Origin of the sequence: Nocardioides pocheonensis, from assembly GCF_003725535.1 — a bacterium.
GTDB lineage: Bacteria > Actinomycetota > Actinomycetes > Propionibacteriales > Nocardioidaceae > Marmoricola > Marmoricola pocheonensis.
Genome location: NZ_RJSF01000019.1, coordinates 1 through 17275, shown reverse-complemented (window position 1 = coordinate 17275; position 17275 = coordinate 1). Strand labels below are relative to the sequence as shown.

General features: G+C 72.9%; 16 protein-coding genes. 13 read left to right on the top strand and 3 right to left on the bottom strand.

The features are described from left to right. Positions 1 to 9 precede the first annotated feature (9 nt). The gene (gene ligA / locus EFL26_RS05925) at positions 10 to 2112 is read right to left on the bottom strand and encodes an NAD-dependent DNA ligase LigA (protein ID WP_183408051.1); all 2103 of its coding nucleotides are present in this window, start codon (positions 2110 to 2112) and stop codon (positions 10 to 12) included. A gap of 123 nt (positions 2113 to 2235) precedes the next feature. Between ligA and EFL26_RS05920 the strand changes: the two genes are divergently transcribed. The 4 genes from EFL26_RS05920 (at position 2236) to EFL26_RS05905 (ending at position 6086) form a co-directional block, all read left to right on the top strand. Next, positions 2236 to 2898 (top strand): alpha/beta fold hydrolase, encoded by a 663-nt coding sequence (locus EFL26_RS05920; protein ID WP_123221976.1) that lies wholly within the window; start codon positions 2236 to 2238, stop codon positions 2896 to 2898. A gap of 58 nt (positions 2899 to 2956) precedes the next feature. Next, positions 2957 to 3667 carry a hypothetical protein gene (locus EFL26_RS05915; protein WP_123221975.1) on the top strand — a complete coding sequence of 237 codons (711 nt, stop codon included), beginning with the start codon at positions 2957 to 2959 and terminating at the stop codon, positions 3665 to 3667. Positions 3668 to 3786: 119 nt separating this feature from the next. Beyond that, a complete protein-coding gene (locus EFL26_RS05910) occupies positions 3787 to 4458 on the top strand; it encodes a TetR/AcrR family transcriptional regulator (RefSeq protein WP_246000044.1) in 672 nt (223 codons plus the stop codon). Then, entirely contained in the window at positions 4455 to 6086 is a 1632-nt protein-coding gene (locus EFL26_RS05905) for an MFS transporter (RefSeq protein WP_123221974.1), read from the top strand. The genes EFL26_RS05910 and EFL26_RS05905 overlap by 4 nt, the downstream gene beginning before the upstream one ends. Before the next feature lie 105 nt (positions 6087 to 6191). Here the strand turns inward: EFL26_RS05905 and EFL26_RS05900 are convergent, their stop codons facing one another. Next, positions 6192 to 7214 (bottom strand): methionine synthase, encoded by a 1023-nt coding sequence (locus EFL26_RS05900; protein WP_246000043.1) that lies wholly within the window; start codon positions 7212 to 7214, stop codon positions 6192 to 6194. 55 nt (positions 7215 to 7269) lie between these two features. Between EFL26_RS05900 and EFL26_RS05895 the strand changes: the two genes are divergently transcribed. The 9 genes from EFL26_RS05895 to EFL26_RS05855 all read left to right on the top strand — a co-directional run bounded on the left by EFL26_RS05895 (position 7270) and on the right by EFL26_RS05855 (position 16570). Then, positions 7270 to 8802, top strand: coding sequence for a molybdopterin-dependent oxidoreductase (locus EFL26_RS05895; RefSeq protein WP_123221973.1), 1533 nt, complete (start codon positions 7270 to 7272; stop codon positions 8800 to 8802). Between the two features lie 87 nt (positions 8803 to 8889). Then, positions 8890 to 9516, top strand: a complete 627-nt coding sequence (locus tag EFL26_RS05890; protein ID WP_123221972.1) for a fasciclin domain-containing protein — start codon at positions 8890 to 8892, stop codon at positions 9514 to 9516. A gap of 37 nt (positions 9517 to 9553) precedes the next feature. Then, positions 9554 to 10168 carry an ECF RNA polymerase sigma factor SigK gene (gene sigK / locus EFL26_RS05885; RefSeq protein ID WP_123221971.1) on the top strand — a complete coding sequence of 205 codons (615 nt, stop codon included), beginning with the start codon at positions 9554 to 9556 and terminating at the stop codon, positions 10166 to 10168. Then, positions 10165 to 10920: an anti-sigma factor gene (locus EFL26_RS05880; protein WP_123221970.1), complete on the top strand. Its 756-nt coding sequence runs from the start codon at positions 10165 to 10167 to the stop codon at positions 10918 to 10920. Before sigK ends, EFL26_RS05880 begins: the two co-directional genes overlap by 4 nt. A gap of 2 nt (positions 10921 to 10922) precedes the next feature. After that, positions 10923 to 12953: an FAD-dependent oxidoreductase gene (locus EFL26_RS05875; RefSeq protein WP_123221969.1), complete on the top strand. Its 2031-nt coding sequence runs from the start codon at positions 10923 to 10925 to the stop codon at positions 12951 to 12953. Next, entirely contained in the window at positions 12950 to 14272 is a 1323-nt protein-coding gene (locus tag EFL26_RS05870; RefSeq protein WP_123221968.1) for a class I SAM-dependent methyltransferase, read from the top strand. The genes EFL26_RS05875 and EFL26_RS05870 overlap by 4 nt, the downstream gene beginning before the upstream one ends. After that, on the top strand, positions 14269 to 15564 hold the full coding sequence (locus EFL26_RS05865; RefSeq protein WP_246000042.1) for an SAM-dependent methyltransferase: 1296 nt from the start codon (positions 14269 to 14271) through the stop codon (positions 15562 to 15564). The genes EFL26_RS05870 and EFL26_RS05865 overlap by 4 nt, the downstream gene beginning before the upstream one ends. Next, positions 15561 to 16343, top strand: coding sequence for a DUF1295 domain-containing protein (locus EFL26_RS05860; RefSeq protein WP_221176855.1), 783 nt, complete (start codon positions 15561 to 15563; stop codon positions 16341 to 16343). Before EFL26_RS05865 ends, EFL26_RS05860 begins: the two co-directional genes overlap by 4 nt. Next, positions 16340 to 16570 (top strand): hypothetical protein, encoded by a 231-nt coding sequence (locus EFL26_RS05855; RefSeq protein WP_123221967.1) that lies wholly within the window; start codon positions 16340 to 16342, stop codon positions 16568 to 16570. Before EFL26_RS05860 ends, EFL26_RS05855 begins: the two co-directional genes overlap by 4 nt. 8 nt (positions 16571 to 16578) lie before the next feature. Here EFL26_RS05855 and EFL26_RS05850 read toward each other — a convergent pair whose 3' ends face one another. After that, on the bottom strand, positions 16579 to 16956 hold the full coding sequence (locus EFL26_RS05850; RefSeq protein WP_123221966.1) for a VOC family protein: 378 nt from the start codon (positions 16954 to 16956) through the stop codon (positions 16579 to 16581). Positions 16957 to 17275: the final 319 nt, after the last annotated feature.

The following is a 17275-nucleotide window of genomic DNA, read 5'->3' as shown; positions in this document are numbered from 1 at the left end:
CGCGGCCGCCTAACCGGCGGCCGAGGGGCCGTGCTCGAGGAGGGCCTTGAAGCCGTCCTCGTCGAGCACGGGCACGCCGAGCTGCTCGGCCTTGTCGGCCTTGGACCCGGGGTTGTCGCCGACCACCACGTAGTCGGTCTTCTTCGAGACGCTCGAGGACGCCTTGCCGCCGCGGGAGACGATCGCCTCCTTGGCGCCGTCGCGACTGAAGTCGACGAGCGAGCCGGTGACCACGATCGTCAGACCCTCCAGCGTGCGCGGGGTGGACTCGTCGCGCTCGTCCTCCATCCGGACCCCGGCAGCGGTCCACTTGTCGACGATCTCGCGGTGCCAGCCGGCGTCGGGTTCCTGGTCGAACCAGCGCCGCACCGACTCCGCGATCGTCGGGCCGACGCCCTCGGCGGCGGCCAGTGCCTCCAGCGACGCCTCGCGGATCGCGGCCATCGTGCCGAACTCCGCCGCGAGCGCCCGCGCCGCGGTCGGGCCGACGTGCCGGATCGACAGCGCGACCAGCACCCGCCACAGCGGCTGCGTCTTCGCCTCGTCGAGGTTGTCCAGCAGCTTGCGGGCGTTGGCGCTGAGCTGCGGACCCTCCTCCCCCTTCTTCGGCGCGCGGGTGAAGGCCGGCGCCCGCACCAGGCTGTTCTCGTCGAGGTCGAAGACGTCGGCCTCGTTGGCGATCACGCCGGCGTCCAGCAGCGCGACGGCGGCCTCGTAGCCGAGCCCCTCGATGTCGAAGGCACCTCGCCCCGCGACGTGGAACACGCGCTCGCGCACCTGGGCCGGGCAGTCGCGGTGGTTGGGGCAGCGCAGGTCGCGGTCGCCCTCCTTCTCCTCCACCAGGGCGGTGTCGCACGCCGGGCACCGCTCGGGCATCTGCCACTCCGGAAGCCCCTCGGGGCGCAGCGCCAGCACGGGACCGAGGATCTCGGGGATCACGTCGCCCGCCTTGCGCAGGATCACCGTGTCGCCCGGGCGGACGTCCTTGCGCCGGACCTCGTAGGCGTTGTGCAGGGTGGCGTTCTCGACGGTGGAGCCGGCGACCTTGACCGGCTCCATCACGCCGTACGGCGTGACGCGACCCGTGCGCCCGGTGTTGACCTCGATCGAGAGCAGCTTGGTGTTGACCTCCTCGGGCGGGTACTTGAACGCGATCGCCCACCGCGGCGCCCGTGACGTCGACCCGAGGCGTCGCTGCAGGGCGACCTCGTCGACCTTGATCACGACGCCGTCGATCTCGTGCTCGACGTCGTGGCGGTGCTCGCCGTAGTACTCGACGTACTCCAGCACGCCTGCGAGGTCGGGCAGCACCTTGACCCGGTCGCTCGTGGGGAGACCCCACGCGTGGAGCGCGGCGTAGGAGGAGGACTGGGCGACCGGCTCGAACCCGCGTCGCGCGCCGATGCCGTGGCAGACCATGCCCAGCGCCCGCGTGGCGGTGACCCGCGGGTCCTTCTGCCGCAGCGACCCGGCCGCGGCGTTGCGCGGGTTGGCGAACATCGGCTTGCCCGCGTCGACCATGGCGGCGTTGAGCTTCTCGAAGGCCTCGGTGGCCAGGAAGACCTCGCCGCGCACCTCGAGCAGCTCGGGCACCGGGAACTCGTCGCTGGCCTGCAGCACGTGCGGGATGGACTCGATCGTCTTGACGTTCGGCGTGACGTCCTCACCGGTGCGCCCGTCGCCCCTGGTGAGGGCGCGCACCAGACGGCCGCGCTCGTAGAGCAGGTTGATCGCCAGGCCGTCGACCTTGAGCTCGCACAGCAGGGCAGGCTGCTCGACGCCGTCGCGCGCGATGCGTGCCTGCCAGGCCTCCAGCTCCTCGAACGAGAACGCGTTGTCCAGGCTCTGCATCGGCTCGAGGTGCTCCACGGCGGTGAACTCCGTCGAGACCGCGCCGCCGACCTTCTGCGTCGGGGAGTCGGGCGTGCGCAGCTGCGGGAACTGCTCCTCCAGCTCCTCGAGCCGGCGCATCCGCTGGTCGAAGTCGGCGTCGGAGAGCGTCGGGTCGTCCAGCACGTAGTAGCGGAAACGCGCTTCCTCGATCTGCTCGGCGAGCACCTGGTGCTCGTTGCTCGCGGCGGCCAGGTCAGGCTCGGCTTGGGTTTCGCTCACGCGCCCATCCTGCCCTGTGGCGCCGACATCGGGAGCCACCCATCCGTGCGTGCCGCCGCGACGAACAGCAGGAGGGGACGCGACGGACCCGGCGCTCCACCACCCCCGCGAGAGGATGCCTGCATGCACCTGACCGACGACCACCGGCTCGTGCTCGGCCCGGAGCCGGACGACACGCGTGCGGTGGTCCTGATGCTCCACGGCGGCGCCGAGCGGGGGCTCCACCCGATCGACGAGCGCAGCGTGGCCTACCGCCGCACGCAGTGGATGACCACGTCGATCTCGGGCCGGCTGGCGCGGTCCGGCGTGCGGACCGCGCTGCTGCGGTTCCAGCTCAAGGGGTGGAACGCCGGGCACGGCCCCGAGCCGTCCCCGGTCGCGGACGCCCGCGAGGCGCTGGCCGTGCTGCACGCGGCGGTCCCCGACCAGCCGATCGTGGTGGTCGGTCACTCGATGGGTGGGCGCACCGCGGCGTGGGTCGCCGACGCACCGGGCGTGGTCGGGGTCGTCGGCCTCGCCCCCTGGCTCCCCGCCGACGACCCCGTGCACGCGCTGCGGGGCAAGCACCTCGTCGCCGCCCACGGCCGGCGTGACCGGATCACCAGCGCGCGTGCCACGGCCGCCTACGTGCATCGGGCCGAGCAGGTTGCGGCCTCCGCCCGGTTCGTCGACATGGGAGCGCTGGGCCACTACATGGTCGCCGGCGTACGCCGCTGGAACGCGACCGCCGTCTCCGCGACGCTGTCGATCGTGGACACGGTGGCGGGCGTCACGTCCCCGGACTGAAACCGCGGAGGCCCCGGGTGCGTTCCACCAGGGAGACGTCCCCGACCGGAAGACCTGCATGTCCCCCCATGACTCGAAGACCGCCCCGACGAACGAGCCCGGGAGGCAGCACCGCCTCGGCGTGAGCCTCACCCAGGTCGTCGGCAGCGCACTGGCCGCTGCTGCCGCTGCTTTCGGCGCGTCGTACCTGGGCGTGGCCGGCACGATCATCGGCGCCGCGGTCGCGAGCGTGATCGCGACCGTGGCGAGCGCGATGTACACGACCTCGCTCACCCGCACGCGGGCCGTGGTGTCGAGCACGGTCACCCAGTGGACGCGCACGACCCAGACGGCACCCGTGGTCGACCCGAACGCACCGCAGGCCCCCGCGGCCGCGTCCCGCGCGCCCTCAGAGCGCACACGGACGCCCTGGGCCCGCGTCGCCGTCGCCGCGGCCGCCACGCTGGTGGTCGCGCTCGGCGGGCTGACCGCGGTCGAGGCGGTCGTCGGCAAGCCGCTCGCGACGCTCCTCGGCGGCTCCCAGGCCCACGGCACCAGCCTCGGCGCGGTCAGCGGGTCGGGTGGCTCCGCCACGAAGACCCGCAGCACGCCGACGCGCGCCCCGTCGCCGACGCCCACCCCGACCCCGAGCGCGACGCCCGACCCGACGCCCAGCGCCACGCCCAGCGCCACGCCCAGCGGCACGCCGACGGGCACGCCGGGTGCCACGCCCTCCGCGGATCCGACCGCCCCGCCGACCCCGGCCGGCTCCCTCGTCACCCTGCCGTAGCCGGCCCGGAATCCCGCCGTCAGAAAAATCAATTTGGCGGGAATGGATGCCGTCCCTACTCTGTTGATGGAACGAAACCGTTTCGTTTCATCCACGTTTCCCGAGGAGGTGGGCCGCGCATGATGATGATGAAGAAGATGACGGAGCACGCGCACCGCCCGAGGGTCGAGGGCGAGCGCGAGGACGAGATCCTCGACGCCACGGTCGAGCTGCTCATGGAGGTCGGCTACGACCGGCTGACCATGGACGCCGTCGCCAAGCGGGCCCGGGCGAGCAAGGCCACGCTGTACCGCCGCTGGGAGACCAAGGCGAGCCTGGTGGCCGAGGCCCTGGTCCGGGCGAAGGCCTCCCCGCACATCGAGCCGCAGGACACCGGGTCGTTGCGGGGCGACCTGCTGGCGACGTTCTGCGGCCACGAGGGCCTCGGCGGTGCGGCCACCGGCGTCCTCGGAGCGGTCATCACCGCAGTCAGCACCGATCCCGAGTTCGCCCACCTGTTCCGCGAGAACTTCATCGCGCCCAAGATCGCGGTCAGCAACGCGATCTACCGGCGCGCCCAGGAGCGCGGCGAGATCGGCACCGACGTGGACGTCGACCTCATCGCCCCGGCGCTCGCCGGGATCCTCATGCACCGTGCGTTCCTGCTCGGTGACCCGATCGACGACGCGACCATCGAGCGCGTCGTCGACCACGTGATCCTCCCCGCCGTACGACACCCCTCGTGCGGCACGCCCCCCAGCACCCAGGGCAACCACAAGTTGACGAAGGACAAGGCAAGGAAGACGACATGACAGACACGACGACTGCGGTCGTCGACGCCTCCACCGAGGCGCCGACCGGCCACAAGCAGCACCTGGGATGGGCGCTCGTGCTCATCTCGGTCGCACAGCTGATGGTGGTGCTGGACAGCACCATCGCCAACATCGCGCTGCCCTTCATCCAGCACGACCTGAAGATCTCCCAGGCGAACCTCCAGTGGGTCGTCACCGGCTACGCCCTCGCGTTCGGCGGCCTGCTGCTGCTCGGCGGCCGGCTCGGCGACCTCTACGGTCGCCGCCGCATCTTCATGGTCGGGGTCGCGCTGTTCGCGATCGCCTCCGGCCTGGGCGGCCTCGCCCAGAACGAGCTCATGCTGCTCGCCTCCCGGGGACTCCAGGGCCTCGGCGCAGCGCTGGCCGCCCCGACCGCCCTCGCGCTGATCACCACGAACTTCCCGGCCGGTCCCCCGCGCAACCGCGCGTTCTCGGTGTACGCCGCGATGTCGGGTGTCGGTGCCGCCGTCGGACTCGTGCTCGGCGGATGGCTCACCGGCCTGCACCCGAGCATCCTCGGCATGGACGTCGACGGCTGGCGGCTGACCTTCCTGATCAACGTGCCGATCGGCCTGGCCGCGGCGTTCGCCTCGCCCCGGGTCCTCGTGGAGTCCGAGACGCACAAGGGCGAGCTCGACCTGCCGGGCGCGGTCAGCGCCACCCTCGGCCTGGTCTCCCTGGTCTACGGCATCTCGCGCGCCGGTGACCAGCGCTACGGCTGGGGCGACGCGCCGACGCTGGCCTTCATGGCCGTCGGTGTCGTGCTTCTCGCGATCTTCGTCATGATCGAGCGACGCGTCGAGCACCCGCTGCTCCCGCTGCGCATCCTGACCAACCGCACGCGTGCCACCGCGTTCGTGGCGATGATGATCGTGCCGGCCGCGATGTTCGCGATGTTCTACTTCCTCTCGCAGTTCGTGCAGAACGTCATGGGCTACAGCCCGCTGCACACCGGCTTCGCGTTCCTGCCGTTCAGCGTCGGCATCGTCCTCGGCGCGACGCTGGCCTCCAAGCTGGCGACGAAGGTCGACCCGCGGTTCGTCGCGGGCACCGGCACGGCGCTCGCCGGTGTCGCGCTGCTGATGTTCTCGCGCCTCAGCATCGACGACTCGACGAGCCGGATCCTGCAGGTGGCCGCGAACGGCGGGCACCTCGGCAGCAACGTGAGCTACTGGGCGGACCTGTTCCCGTTCATCCTGCTGATGGCCATCGGCATGGGCCTGACCTTCGCGCCGATGTTCCTGGCCGCGGTGCACCGCGTCGACCACCGCGACTCCGGGGTCGGCTCGGGCGTGCTGAACACCATGCAGCAGGTCGGCGGCGCACTCGGGCTGGCGACGCTGTCGACCGTGGCCGTGCACTCGATCCAGGACAAGGCGGCGTCACTGTTCGCGGCGCTGCCGTCGTCGGGCGGTGCTCCCGACCCGGGCATGGTGGCGTCGCTGAAGAACGTGATCGGCTCGCAGGCGGCGTTCACCGACGGCGCGACCCACGCGTTCCTCACCGGCGCGTTCATGATCTGGGTCGGCAGCCTGATCGTCTGGATCTTCCTCGACGTCAAGCACGAGGAGATGGCCACCGACGAGGTCGAGGCAGTAGTCGTCTGAGCCGGAGCCCCACGAGGAACGAGTGGGGATCCGACGCGAAGAGGTTGAGGAAGCCTGCGGGCGAGCTTGCGCACCCGCAACGGCGGCTCGAAACCCGAGCCAGGCTCAACCACCAGCGATGCGAGAGGCGCTGGCCCTGACCAGGGCCAGCGCCTCTCGCGCGTACGACGGCGAGGCGCCCGCCAACCCGCAGGCCGGGGTGAGCACGAGCTGGCCGGCGACCCCCTCGGGGTCGAAGCCGAGCATGTCGAGCAACCGGAGGATCCGCTCGACCACCTGCTTCTCCGACGGCACCCGGACCGGGTCGGTCGAGGGCACCACCCCGAGGAGCACCCGGTCGCCGGCGTCCAGGGCGTTCCCGAGGTCGTCGTACCCGGCGGCCTCCAGGACCGCGAGGTCGACCGAGACCGCGCGGGCGCCGGCGCCCCGCAGCAGGCCGATCGGGGCGTCCGCGGCGCAGCAGTGGGCCATGGGCGTGGCGCCGGCGGCCGCGATCGCCGCGAACACCTGCTCCAGCGCCTCCGAGGCGGCGGGCGGGTGGACGGCCCGGTGCCGGCTGAAGCCCGATGCGGTCGGGATCCTCGCACCGAGCACGGCCGGCAGCGCCGGCTCGTCGACCTGGACCAGGAGCGCCGCGCCGGGCACCCGCCGGCGCAGGTCGGCGACGTGCTCCGACACTCCCTCCGCCAGGGCCTGGGCGAGCTCGCGCCGGGCGCCGTGGTCGGCCAGCAGCCGGTCGCCGCGCGGTCGCTCGACGGTGGCCGCGAGCGTCCACGGCCCGGTGACCTGCACCTTGAGCTCACCGCCGTCCTCGAACAGCCCGCCGACCTGCACCCGCTCCTCGAGCGCGTCCAGGTCCTGCGCCAGCAGGGAGCGCGCCCTGCGGTGGTCCACGCCGGGCGCGTCGGTGAGCCGCCACCCGGCCGGCTGGAGGTCGAAGCCGAGGTCGGCCACGAGGGCGAGGGCGCGGCCGGTCATCCCCGCGATCACCCCGCGACCGGGAAGCTCCGGCAGGTGCGGCAGGTCGGGCAGCTCGCCGAGGACCGTCCGCACGGCCTCGTGGATGTCCTCGCCCGGCATCGAGCCGACCCCGGTCGCCACGGCCACGCGGCTGCTGTCCTCGGTCACCCGGGCAATCTAGAGCAGGACCCATCCGGTCCGGCGGCCGCGCCGAACCACCTGCATGAGGCGACGCGCGGGACCGACGTTCGTCCACGCGGGTGCCGGGGTCCTGGCGGCGTCCTTCGGCATGGCGCTCGCGCACCTGGTCGCCGCCCTGACCGACCCCGCCGCGTCGCCGGTGCTCGCCGTCGGCAGCACCGTGATCGACGCGACCCCCACCCCGGTCAAGGAGTGGGCGGTGCGGCACTTCGGCACCGCGGACAAGACCATCCTGATCGGCAACGTCCTGCTGGTCACGCTCCTCGCGGCGGCCCTGGCCGGCGTGCTCGCCCGACGCCGGCTCGGCGCCGGCCTGGGTCTGCTCGGTGCGCTCGTGGCCCTGGCCGGCGCCGCGGCCCTCCACCGTCCGGACGCGACGCCGCGCGACGTCGTGCCCTCCCTGGTCGCCGCCGTCGGCGGCCTCCTCGCGCTGTGGTGGCTGGCGCGCCCGCGGGGCCCGCGGACGGGTGCGCCCGAGGACACCACCGCAGGGCCCGGCGCCAGCCGCCGGGCGATCCTGGCCGGCTCCGGCGTTCTGCTCCTCGGCGGTGTGGTGGCCGCCGGAGCCGGTCAGCTGATCGTGCGCGCCCGGTCGCGGATCGCGGACATCGTGCTGCCGCGTCCCTCCACGTCGCTCTCCCCGCTCCCGACCGGGCTCGAGGCGGACCACCCCGGCATCTCGCCGTTCCGCACCCCCAACGGCCGCTTCTACCGCGTCGACACCAAGCTGACCGTGCCGATCGTCGACCACCGCACGTGGCGGCTCCGCGTCGACGGCATGGTCGACCGCGAGCTGTCGTTCAGCTACGACGACCTGCGCGACCTGGCGGTCGAGGAGCACGACATCACCTTGACCTGCGTGTCGAACACCGTCGGCGGGAAGCTGGTCGGTGCGGCCCGCTGGCTCGGCGTACCGGTGGCGACGTTGCTGGACATGGCAGGACCGAAGGCAGGCGCCGACCAGGTGCTCTCCGTCGACGTCGACGACTTCACGATCAGCACCCCGCTCGCGGTCCTCACCGACGGCCGGCCGGCGCTCGTCGCGATCGGCATGAACGGCGAGCCGCTGCCGCGGGCTCACGGCTTCCCCGCCCGGCTGGTGACTCCCGGGCTGTACGGCTTCGTCGGCGCCACGAAGTGGCTGGCCCGGCTCACCGTCACGACGTACGCCGAGGACCGGGCCTACTGGACCCGCCGCGACTGGGCGACCGACGCCCCGATCAAGCTCTCCAGCCGGATCGACACGCCCCGGCCGCTGTCCACGATCCGCGCGGGCACGCACGCGATCGGCGGCGTGGCCTGGGCCCAGCACAACGGCGTGGCGAAGGTCGAGGTCCGCATCGACGGCGGCGCCTGGCAGCCGGCGACGCTCGGCCCCGACGCCGGCGTCGACTACTGGCGGCAGTGGTACCTGCCCTGGGACGCCCGTCCGGGCAGCCACCAGCTCGCCGTGCGGGCGACCGGCCGCGACGGCACCGTGCAGACCGCCGTGCGGGCGTCGTCGTTCCCGGCCGGGTCCAGCGGCATCCAGGAGCTCGTCGTGAACGTGACCTGAACCACGCGACCCGACCAATCCGGCCGGCGCCCGGCCCCGAACCACTCCTGAAGCTCGACCCACCGAACCCGACGGAAGGCACCTCCGATGACCACCTCCCTCCTCCGCCGCACCGGCGCCCTCGCGGCGCTGTCGCTCACCCTCGGCCTGGGCCTCGCCGCCTGCGGCAGCGACACCTCGTCGAAGGCCTCCGACGCCACGGCCGGCTCAGACACGTCGGCGAGCGTGGACTCCCCGATGAATGCGGGCTCCGACACCTTCGGCCCCGGCTGCAAGCTCATCCCCAAGGACGGCAAGGGCTCGTTCAACGGCATGGCGAGCGACCCGGTCGCCACCGCGGCCAGCAACAACCCGCTGCTCAAGACGCTGGTCTCGGCCGTCGGCCAGGCCGGCCTCGGCGACACGCTGAACTCCGCCGACGCGCTCACGGTGTTCGCCCCGACCGACGACGCGTTCGCCAAGATCCCCTCGGACACGCTGAACGGCATCCTGGCGAACAAGAAGCAGCTGACCACGATCCTGACCCACCACGTGGTGGCCGGGAAGCTCTCTCCGGACCAGCTCGCCGGCACCCACAAGACGCTCGCCGGCGACACGATCACGGTCACCGGCTCGGGCGACAGCTTCAAGGTCGGCGACGCCCAGGTCCTCTGCGGCAACGTCCCGACTGCGAACGCGACCGTGTACGTCATCGACACCGTCCTGGTCCCCTGACCAGACTGACACCGACCGACAGCGAAGGCTGAGACACGTGTCCCACCTGAACCCCGTTCCCTCCGGCGAGACCTCGCCGGAGGGAACGGGCGCGCCCCTCGACCCCGGCCAGCAGCTCTCCGCTCTGCTGGCACGGTGCTCGCGCGGTGACGAGCAGGCGTTCGCGCAGCTGTACGACGCGACCGCCCGTCGCGTCCACGGCCTCGTGCTGCGCGTCGTGCGCGACCCGGCGCAGGCCGAGGAGGTCACCCAGGAGGTCTACCTCCAGGCGTGGCGCACCTGTGCCCGGTACGACGCCGCGAAGGGCAGCGCGCTGTCCTGGCTGATGACCCTGGCCCACCGCCGCGCGGTCGACCGGGTCCGCGCCGCCGAGGCGGCGTCGCGCCAGGACACGACGTACCACCAGCGCACCCAGGTGGTGCCGCACGACGCCACGGCCGAGGCCGCGGAGTCCTCGATGGAGGCCCGGCGGGTGCGCACCGCGCTCGCCGAGCTCTCCACGATCCAGCGCGAGGCGCTGGAGCTGGCCTACTTCGGTGGCTACACGCACACCGAGGTGGCGACGATGCTCGACCTACCGGTCGGCACCGCCAAGACCCGCATCCGGGACGGTCTGATCCGGCTGCGTGACGCGATGGGAGTGGGGCAATGAACGCCTCGGCCAACGACCACGAGATCCACGCCCTCTCCGGGGCCTACGCGGTCGACGCGCTGGACCCGGCGGAGAAGGCACAGTTCGAGGAGCACCTCGCCGCGTGCGCCACCTGCCGCGCGGAGGTCGCCAGCCTGCGTGAGGCCACCGCCCTGCTCCCCGAGACCACGGCGACCGAGCCGCCCCCGGCCCTCCGCGACCGGGTGCTCGCCCAGATCGCCACCGTGCGACCGCTGCCGCCCGAGACTCCGGTAGCGGGCCCGAGCGAGGTCGTCACCCTCCGGTCGCGCCGCCGTCCCCGGACCCTGCTCGCCGCCGCCGCAGCGGTGGTCGCCGTGGTCGGCGGAGGAGCCGTCGTCTGGCAGCAGGTGTCCGACTCGGGCCAGCACCAGACCCAGCTGTCCGCGGTCGACCGAGTGCTTCAGGCGGCCGACGCCAAGCGGGTCAACGTGACCCTCACCGGAGGGGTGCGGGCCAGCGTCGTCCGCTCGCTCACCGAGGGCAAGGCCGTCCTGGTCACCCGCAACATGCCGCCGGCCCCTTCCGGCCGGATCTACGAGCTCTGGCTGCAGACGCCGGGCGGAGCCATGGTGCCCGCCGGGACGATGACCGACGGCGGCAGCCGCACCGTGCTGCTCCGGGGCGATGCCACCAGCGCCACCGGCGCAGGGATCACGGTGGAGCCGAAGGGCGGCTCGGAGTCGCCCACCACCGAGCCGATCGCGCTCTTCGACTTCTCCAGAGCCACGTAGAGATGGGCACCCCCACCACCCGCCGCGTCGGCGTCATCGGCAGCGGCGTGGCCGGGCTCACCTCGGCGTACGTGATCTCGGCCTCGGCCGAGGTCACCCTGATCGAGGCCGACGACCGCCTGGGCGGCCACGCCGACACCCACGAGGTGCCGACCGCACACGGCGTCACCCACATCGACACCGGCTTCATCGTGCACAACGAGAAGACCTACCCGACGCTGATGCGGCTGTTCGCGGAGCTCGGCGTGCCGACCCAGCCGTCGGACATGTCGATGTCGGTGCGCACCGACGAGGCCCACGGTGGCGCGGGCCTGGAGTGGGCCGGAGCGCTCGGCCGGCGTGGCCTGTTCCCGACCTGGCGCAACGCCGTGCGGCCGGCGTACCTGCGGATGCTCGTGGAGATCCCGCGGTTCCACCGGCGCGCCCGTCGGCTGCTCGAGCAGACCGACGGCTCGGCCGAGGCCGGGGCGGACGGCCAGACGCTCGGCGCGTTCCTCGAGGAGGGCCGCTTCTCGGCGTACTTCCGCCGGCACTTCATGGCGCCGCTCGTGGCCGCCGTCTGGTCCTGCGACCCGGCGGTGTCGCTGGAGTACCCGGCCCGCTACCTGTTCGCGTTCCTGCGCCACCACGGCATGCTCAGCGTCTTCGGGTCGCCCCAGTGGCGCACCGTGACCGGTGGCTCGCGCCAGTACGTCGACCGCGTCGCCGCCGCGCTCGCTGCCCGCGGCAGCCGGGTGCTGCTCGAGACCAAGGTGACCTCGGTGCTCGAGACCGCGGACGGGGTCGAGGTCACCGACGGCAACGGCACGGTGCACCGCTTCGACGCGGTCGTGCTCGCCGCCCACCCGGGGCAGGCGCTGGCGATGCTGGCGGACCCGAGTGGTGCCCAGCGTGAGGTGCTCGGCGCGATGCCGTACTCGCAGAACGTCGCGCAGCTGCACACCGACACCTCGCTCCTCCCCCGCCATCGGGGTGCCTGGGCGTCGTGGAACCAGTGGACCCGCCCCGGCAGCGACCGGGTGACGGTCACCTACGACCTGACCCGCCTGATGCGGCTGCCGCAGGATCGCACCGACGGGGAGGACGGCACCCGCTACCTGGTCACGCTCGGCGCCCCCGACCTCGTCGACCCGGCGACGGTGATCGCCACGCGGCACTACGAGCACCCGCTCTACACACCGGAGTCGGTCGCCGCGCAGCGACGGGCCGCCGAGCTCGACAGCGACCGGCTGGCCTTCGCCGGGGCCTGGAAGGGCTGGGGCTTCCACGAGGACGGCGCGCGCTCCGGCCTGGCCGCCGCCGAGCGGCTCGGCTTCACGTGGGTCGCGCCGCCCGCTGCCGTCGAAGCTCCCGCGGTCTACGCGACGACGATCCGGCACACCCGCCGCGAGCCGCTGGAGCACCGGTTCTCGAACCGCTCGTCCTTCTGGCTGGTCGACCTCGACGACCTGCCCGACCACGGCCTGTGGGGACGGTTCGAGGCGCACGACCACCTCGGCGACCCGTCGCGCAGCATCCGGGAGAACGTCGAGGCGTTCCTGGCGCGCGAGGGGGTCGACGTCCCGGTCGGCCGGATCCTCATGGCCGCCAACGCACGCGCCCTCGGCTACTGCTTCAACCCGATCAGCTTGTTCTGGTGCTACGACGCGTCCGGCGGCCCGGCAGCCACGGTCGTGGAGGTGCACAACACCTACGGCGACCGGCACGCCTACCTGCTCCGTGCCGACCCCGAGGGCCGGGGGCGCGTCGACAAGGCGATGTACGTCTCGCCGTTCCACGGAGTCGACGGCCACTACGAGGTGACCGCGCCGGCGCCGACCGACCGGCTGGTCGTCACGGTCCGGCTCGTCACCGCGGCCGGTGCCGTCTTCGACGCCTCGCTGCGTGGCACCCGGTCCGCGGCCCGGCCGATCCGGACGGCCCCGGCGGCAATCCGGGGGGCCCTCCTGATCCGAATGCAGGGTGTCTGGCTCTGGGCGCGGCGGCTGCCGATCCAGCCCCGACCCACCCACCACCAGGAAGGTGTCCGATGACCTCCACTGCCGACCGCACCGTCGACCGCCCCCTCGACCGCCCCCTGGACGACCTCGACCGCTGGGCCGACATCACCCCGGTCCGTCGCGGTCCCCGCGCCCGTCTGTCCGCCGCGATCGCGGAGCGGATCTTCCGGCGGGTCACCGACCGGCTCGGGCTCGTGGTCTCGACGGACCCCGGGTCGGGGGCCGACCTGGTCCTCCACCGACCCGAGGAGTTCTTCGCCCGGCTCGGCAGCGACGGGCTGATCGGGTTCGGCGAGTCCTACCTCACCGGCGCCTGGGACGCCGACGACCTCGGGGCGACCCTGACCGTCCTCTGCGAGCAGATCACCGACCTGGTGCCGCCGTGGATGCAGCGGTTGCGGGCGGCGTACGTCGCCCGGCCGCCGCGCGACGAGCGCAACACCGAGCACAACACCCGGCGCAACATCGCGCGTCACTACGACCTGTCCAACGACCTGTTCGCGGCCTTCCTGGACCCGACATTGAGCTACTCGTCAGCGATGTTCCGGACCGACTCGATCACGGCGCAGGAGGGTGGCGTGCCGGTCACCCGGCTCGACCGGCCCGTGTTCGGCGGCGACCTCGCCGAGGCGCAGGCCCGCAAGATCGACGCGATCCTCGACGCCGCGGGGGTCAAGGCCGGGTCGCGGGTGCTGGAGATCGGCACCGGCTGGGGAGAGCTCGCCGTGCGCGCCGCGCGCCGGGGAGCGACCATCCGCTCGGTCACGCTCTCGAGCGAGCAGCAGGCGCTGGCCCGTCAGCGGGTGGCGGAGGCCGCCCGGTTCGAGGGGTGGAGTGAGGACCGGGTGCGGATCGACCTGCTCGACTACCGCGCGGTCGAGGGCAGCTACGACGCGGTGGTCTCGGTGGAGATGATCGAGGCGGTGGGCTACGAGTACCTGCCCAGCTACTTCGAGACCATCGACCGGGTGCTCGCGCCGGGCGGCCGCGTCGCGATCCAGGCGATCACGATGAGCCACGAGCGGATGCTCGCCACGCGCCGCACGTGGACGTGGATCCACAAGTACATCTTCCCCGGCGGCTTCCTGCCCTCGGTCGAGGCGATCGAGGACGTCACGCGCTCGCACACCCGGCTGCGGCTGGTCGGTCGCACCGCGTTCGGCAGCCACTACGCCGAGACCCTGCGCCAGTGGGACGAGACCTTCGTCGCGGCACGGGAGCGGGTGCTGGCACTCGGCTTCGACGAGACCTTCCTGCGGATGTGGCACTTCTACCTGGAGTACTCCCGCGCGGGGTTCGCGTCGCACTACCTCGACGTCCAGCAGCTGACCTTCACGCGAGGCATCCGGTGACCGCGCTCGAGAGCCGCCCGGTCGGGGCACGACGGTCGACCGGTGCCGCCCAGGCGCTGGAGCAGGCCCTCCGGCCGTGGGTGGCAGGCGAGCTGCCGGTGCGGCTGCGGGCGTGGGACGGGTCCGAGGCCGGGCCGGCGGACGCTCCGCTCGTGGTGCTCAACACTCCGAGGGCGCTGACCCGACTGCTGTGGAGCCCCGGGGAGCTCGGCGCCGCCCAGGCCTACGTGCTCGGCGAGATCGACGTGCCCGGCGACCTCGACGCGGCGCTCACGCACGTCTGGTCCGAGGTCGCGGCGCGCGGGCTCGGCGGCGTCCGGCCGACACCGGCGTCGGTCGCGCGCGCGGCCGGCACGGCCTCCCGGCTCGGAGCGCTCGGCCGGCGACCCGCTCCCCCGGCCTCGCAGGCGCGGGTCCGGGGTCGGCTGCACAGCCCGGCGCGCGACCGGTCCGTGATCAGCCACCACTACGACCTGTCGAACGACTTCTACGCCGCGATCCTCGACGAGACCATGGCGTACTCCTCGGCGTACTGGACGAGCAGCGACCCGGCGTACGGGCTGGCCGACGCGCAGCGCGACAAGCTCTCGCTGGTCTGCCGCAAGCTCGGGCTGGCGCCCGGGATGCGCCTGCTCGACGTCGGGTGCGGGTGGGGGTCGCTCTCGCTGCACGCGGCCGAGGACTTCGGTGCTCGCGTCGTCGGCGTGACCATCTCGCGCGAGCAGAAGGCGTTCATCGACGACCGGATCGCCGCACGGGGGTTGGCGGACCGGGTCGAGATCCGGCTGCAGGACTACCGCGAGATCCCCGACACCTCCTTCGACGCCGTGGCGTCGATCGAGATGGGCGAGCACGTCGGCCAGGAGAACTACCCGACGTACGTCGAGGTGCTGCGCCGCGCGGTCAGGCCGGGCGGCCGCGTGCTGGTCCAGCAGATGTCGAGGCAGGGCAAGCACCCGGGCGGCGGTCCGTTCATCGAGGCGTTCATCGCGCCCGACATGCACATGCGGCCGGTCGGCGAGACCGTGGCGCTCGTCGAGGCCGGCGGGCTGGAGGTGCGCGACGTGCACGCGATGCGCGAGCACTACGTGCGCACGGTCGAGAGCTGGATCGCCCGGTTCGAGCGGCACCAGGCCTACCTGCGCACCCTGGTCCCCGACGAGGTGCTGCGCGTGTGGCGGCTGTACCTCGTCGGCGGCGCGATGGCCTTCCGGGACGGCAGGATGGGTGTCGACCAGATCCTCGCGGTCCGTCCCGGACCGCACGACCTGCCGGCGGTGCGTTCCTGGTGACCGACTTCCTCCTCGTCAGCGGTGCCTCGGTCGCGGTCTGCGTCGTGGCGATGCTGGTCACGGCGTACGCCGCCCGGCGCGCCGGGAGGGTCTCGGTCGTCGACGTGACCTGGGGCCTCGCCCTCGCTGCCGTGGCGCTGGTCTGCGCACTCCTCGGCGACGGCGACGCGCTCCGGCGCTGGCTGCTGCTGGCGCTCGTCGGCCTGTGGGGGCTGCGCCTGTCCTGGCACATCTGGCGCCGCACCGTGCCTTCTCATGGGCAGGGTCACGGCGAGGACCCGCGCTACACCGAGCTGCTCGGCTCAGGGCGGGGAGGGCCTCTCGTGCGCGTGTGGATCCCGCAAGGAGCGGCGATCTGGTTCGTCTCGCTGCCGGTGCAGGTGTCCGCGGTCACCGGTGGCGGCGTCGGTCTCGTGGTGGCGCTCGGGGCGCTCGTCTGGCTGGTCGGCGTGCTCTTCGAGTCGGTCGGCGACGCGCAGCTGGCGGCGTACAAGCGCGACCCGAACCGCGGGCCGGTGATGGACCGCGGACTGTGGCGCTTCACGCGCCACCCCAACTACTTCGGCGACGCCTGCGTCTGGTGGGGCATCTGGCTGGTCGCCGCGTCCGCGTGGCCCGGAGTGCTCACCGTGCCGTCCCCCGTGGTGATGACCTACTTCCTGGTCTTCGCCACCGGCGCGAGGCTCCTCGAGGAGACCATGATGAAGCGTCCGGGCTACCCCGAGTACGCCGCCCGCACCTCGATGTTCGTGCCGCTGCCTCCGAAGCGACGACCATGACGACTGTCCGCTGGTCGGTCGCCGTCTGCGCGTTCCTGGCGCTCGCCGCCGGCTGCGGGACCGACCCCGCGACGGGACGCTCCGAGCCGCGGGTGTCGCCGAGCGCGGCGACCAGCGGCCCGGGCATCGGCGACTGCGCCGCCCGTGTCGACGCCTTGATCGACTCCCGGACCATCCCGCGGTCCGACCGCGACTACGCGATCGGCATGTGCGTCGACAACCGCTGAGCGGCCGCTCAGTCGGAGTCGATCGGTGGCGCCCACGACGGGCGCGGGATCAGGCAGAACGGGTGTCCCGCTGGGTCGGCGTACACGTGCTCCCCACCGGGAAGCGGCCGTCCGCCCAGCCGGAGCACCTCCTCGTCGGCGACGCTCAGGTCGTCGACCATGACGTCGAGGTGCATCTGCTGCGGGTGCTCGGGATCGGGCCACCGTGGCGGCCGGTGATCCGGCGCGCGCTGGAACCCGAAACCCGAGGTGGTCTGGTCGACGGACACCACCGCGAAGTCGGCGGACCGGTAGGTCACCGGCAGGCCGATCAGCTCGCTGTAGAACTCCGCCAGCCGCTCCGGCTCCGGGCAGTCGATGATCACGTGGTGGGCTCGGCCGATCATGCCGGCATCGTCCCAGAGGCGCGCTGTTGTCGGCCGGGGTCTGTGCCGGGGATGGGCGGCGGCGATGCGGTGCGGCGCGTGGCCGGGTCTGCTGTCGGCGGCAGCTTTGTGGGTCGGTGGTTGAGGTGCGAGCGCCAGCGAGCCTCGAGACCACGCTGCTTGGCAGGGAAACCACCACCGCTGGTTGAGCCTGCCGAAACCAGGCTCGTCGGGTCGCGGTCTGTGCCGGGGAACGGGCAGCGACGACGCGGTACGGCGCGTGGCGCTTCTGCTGTCGGGTGTCGGTCTGTGGTGCGCTTGGTGGTTGAGGTGCGAGCGC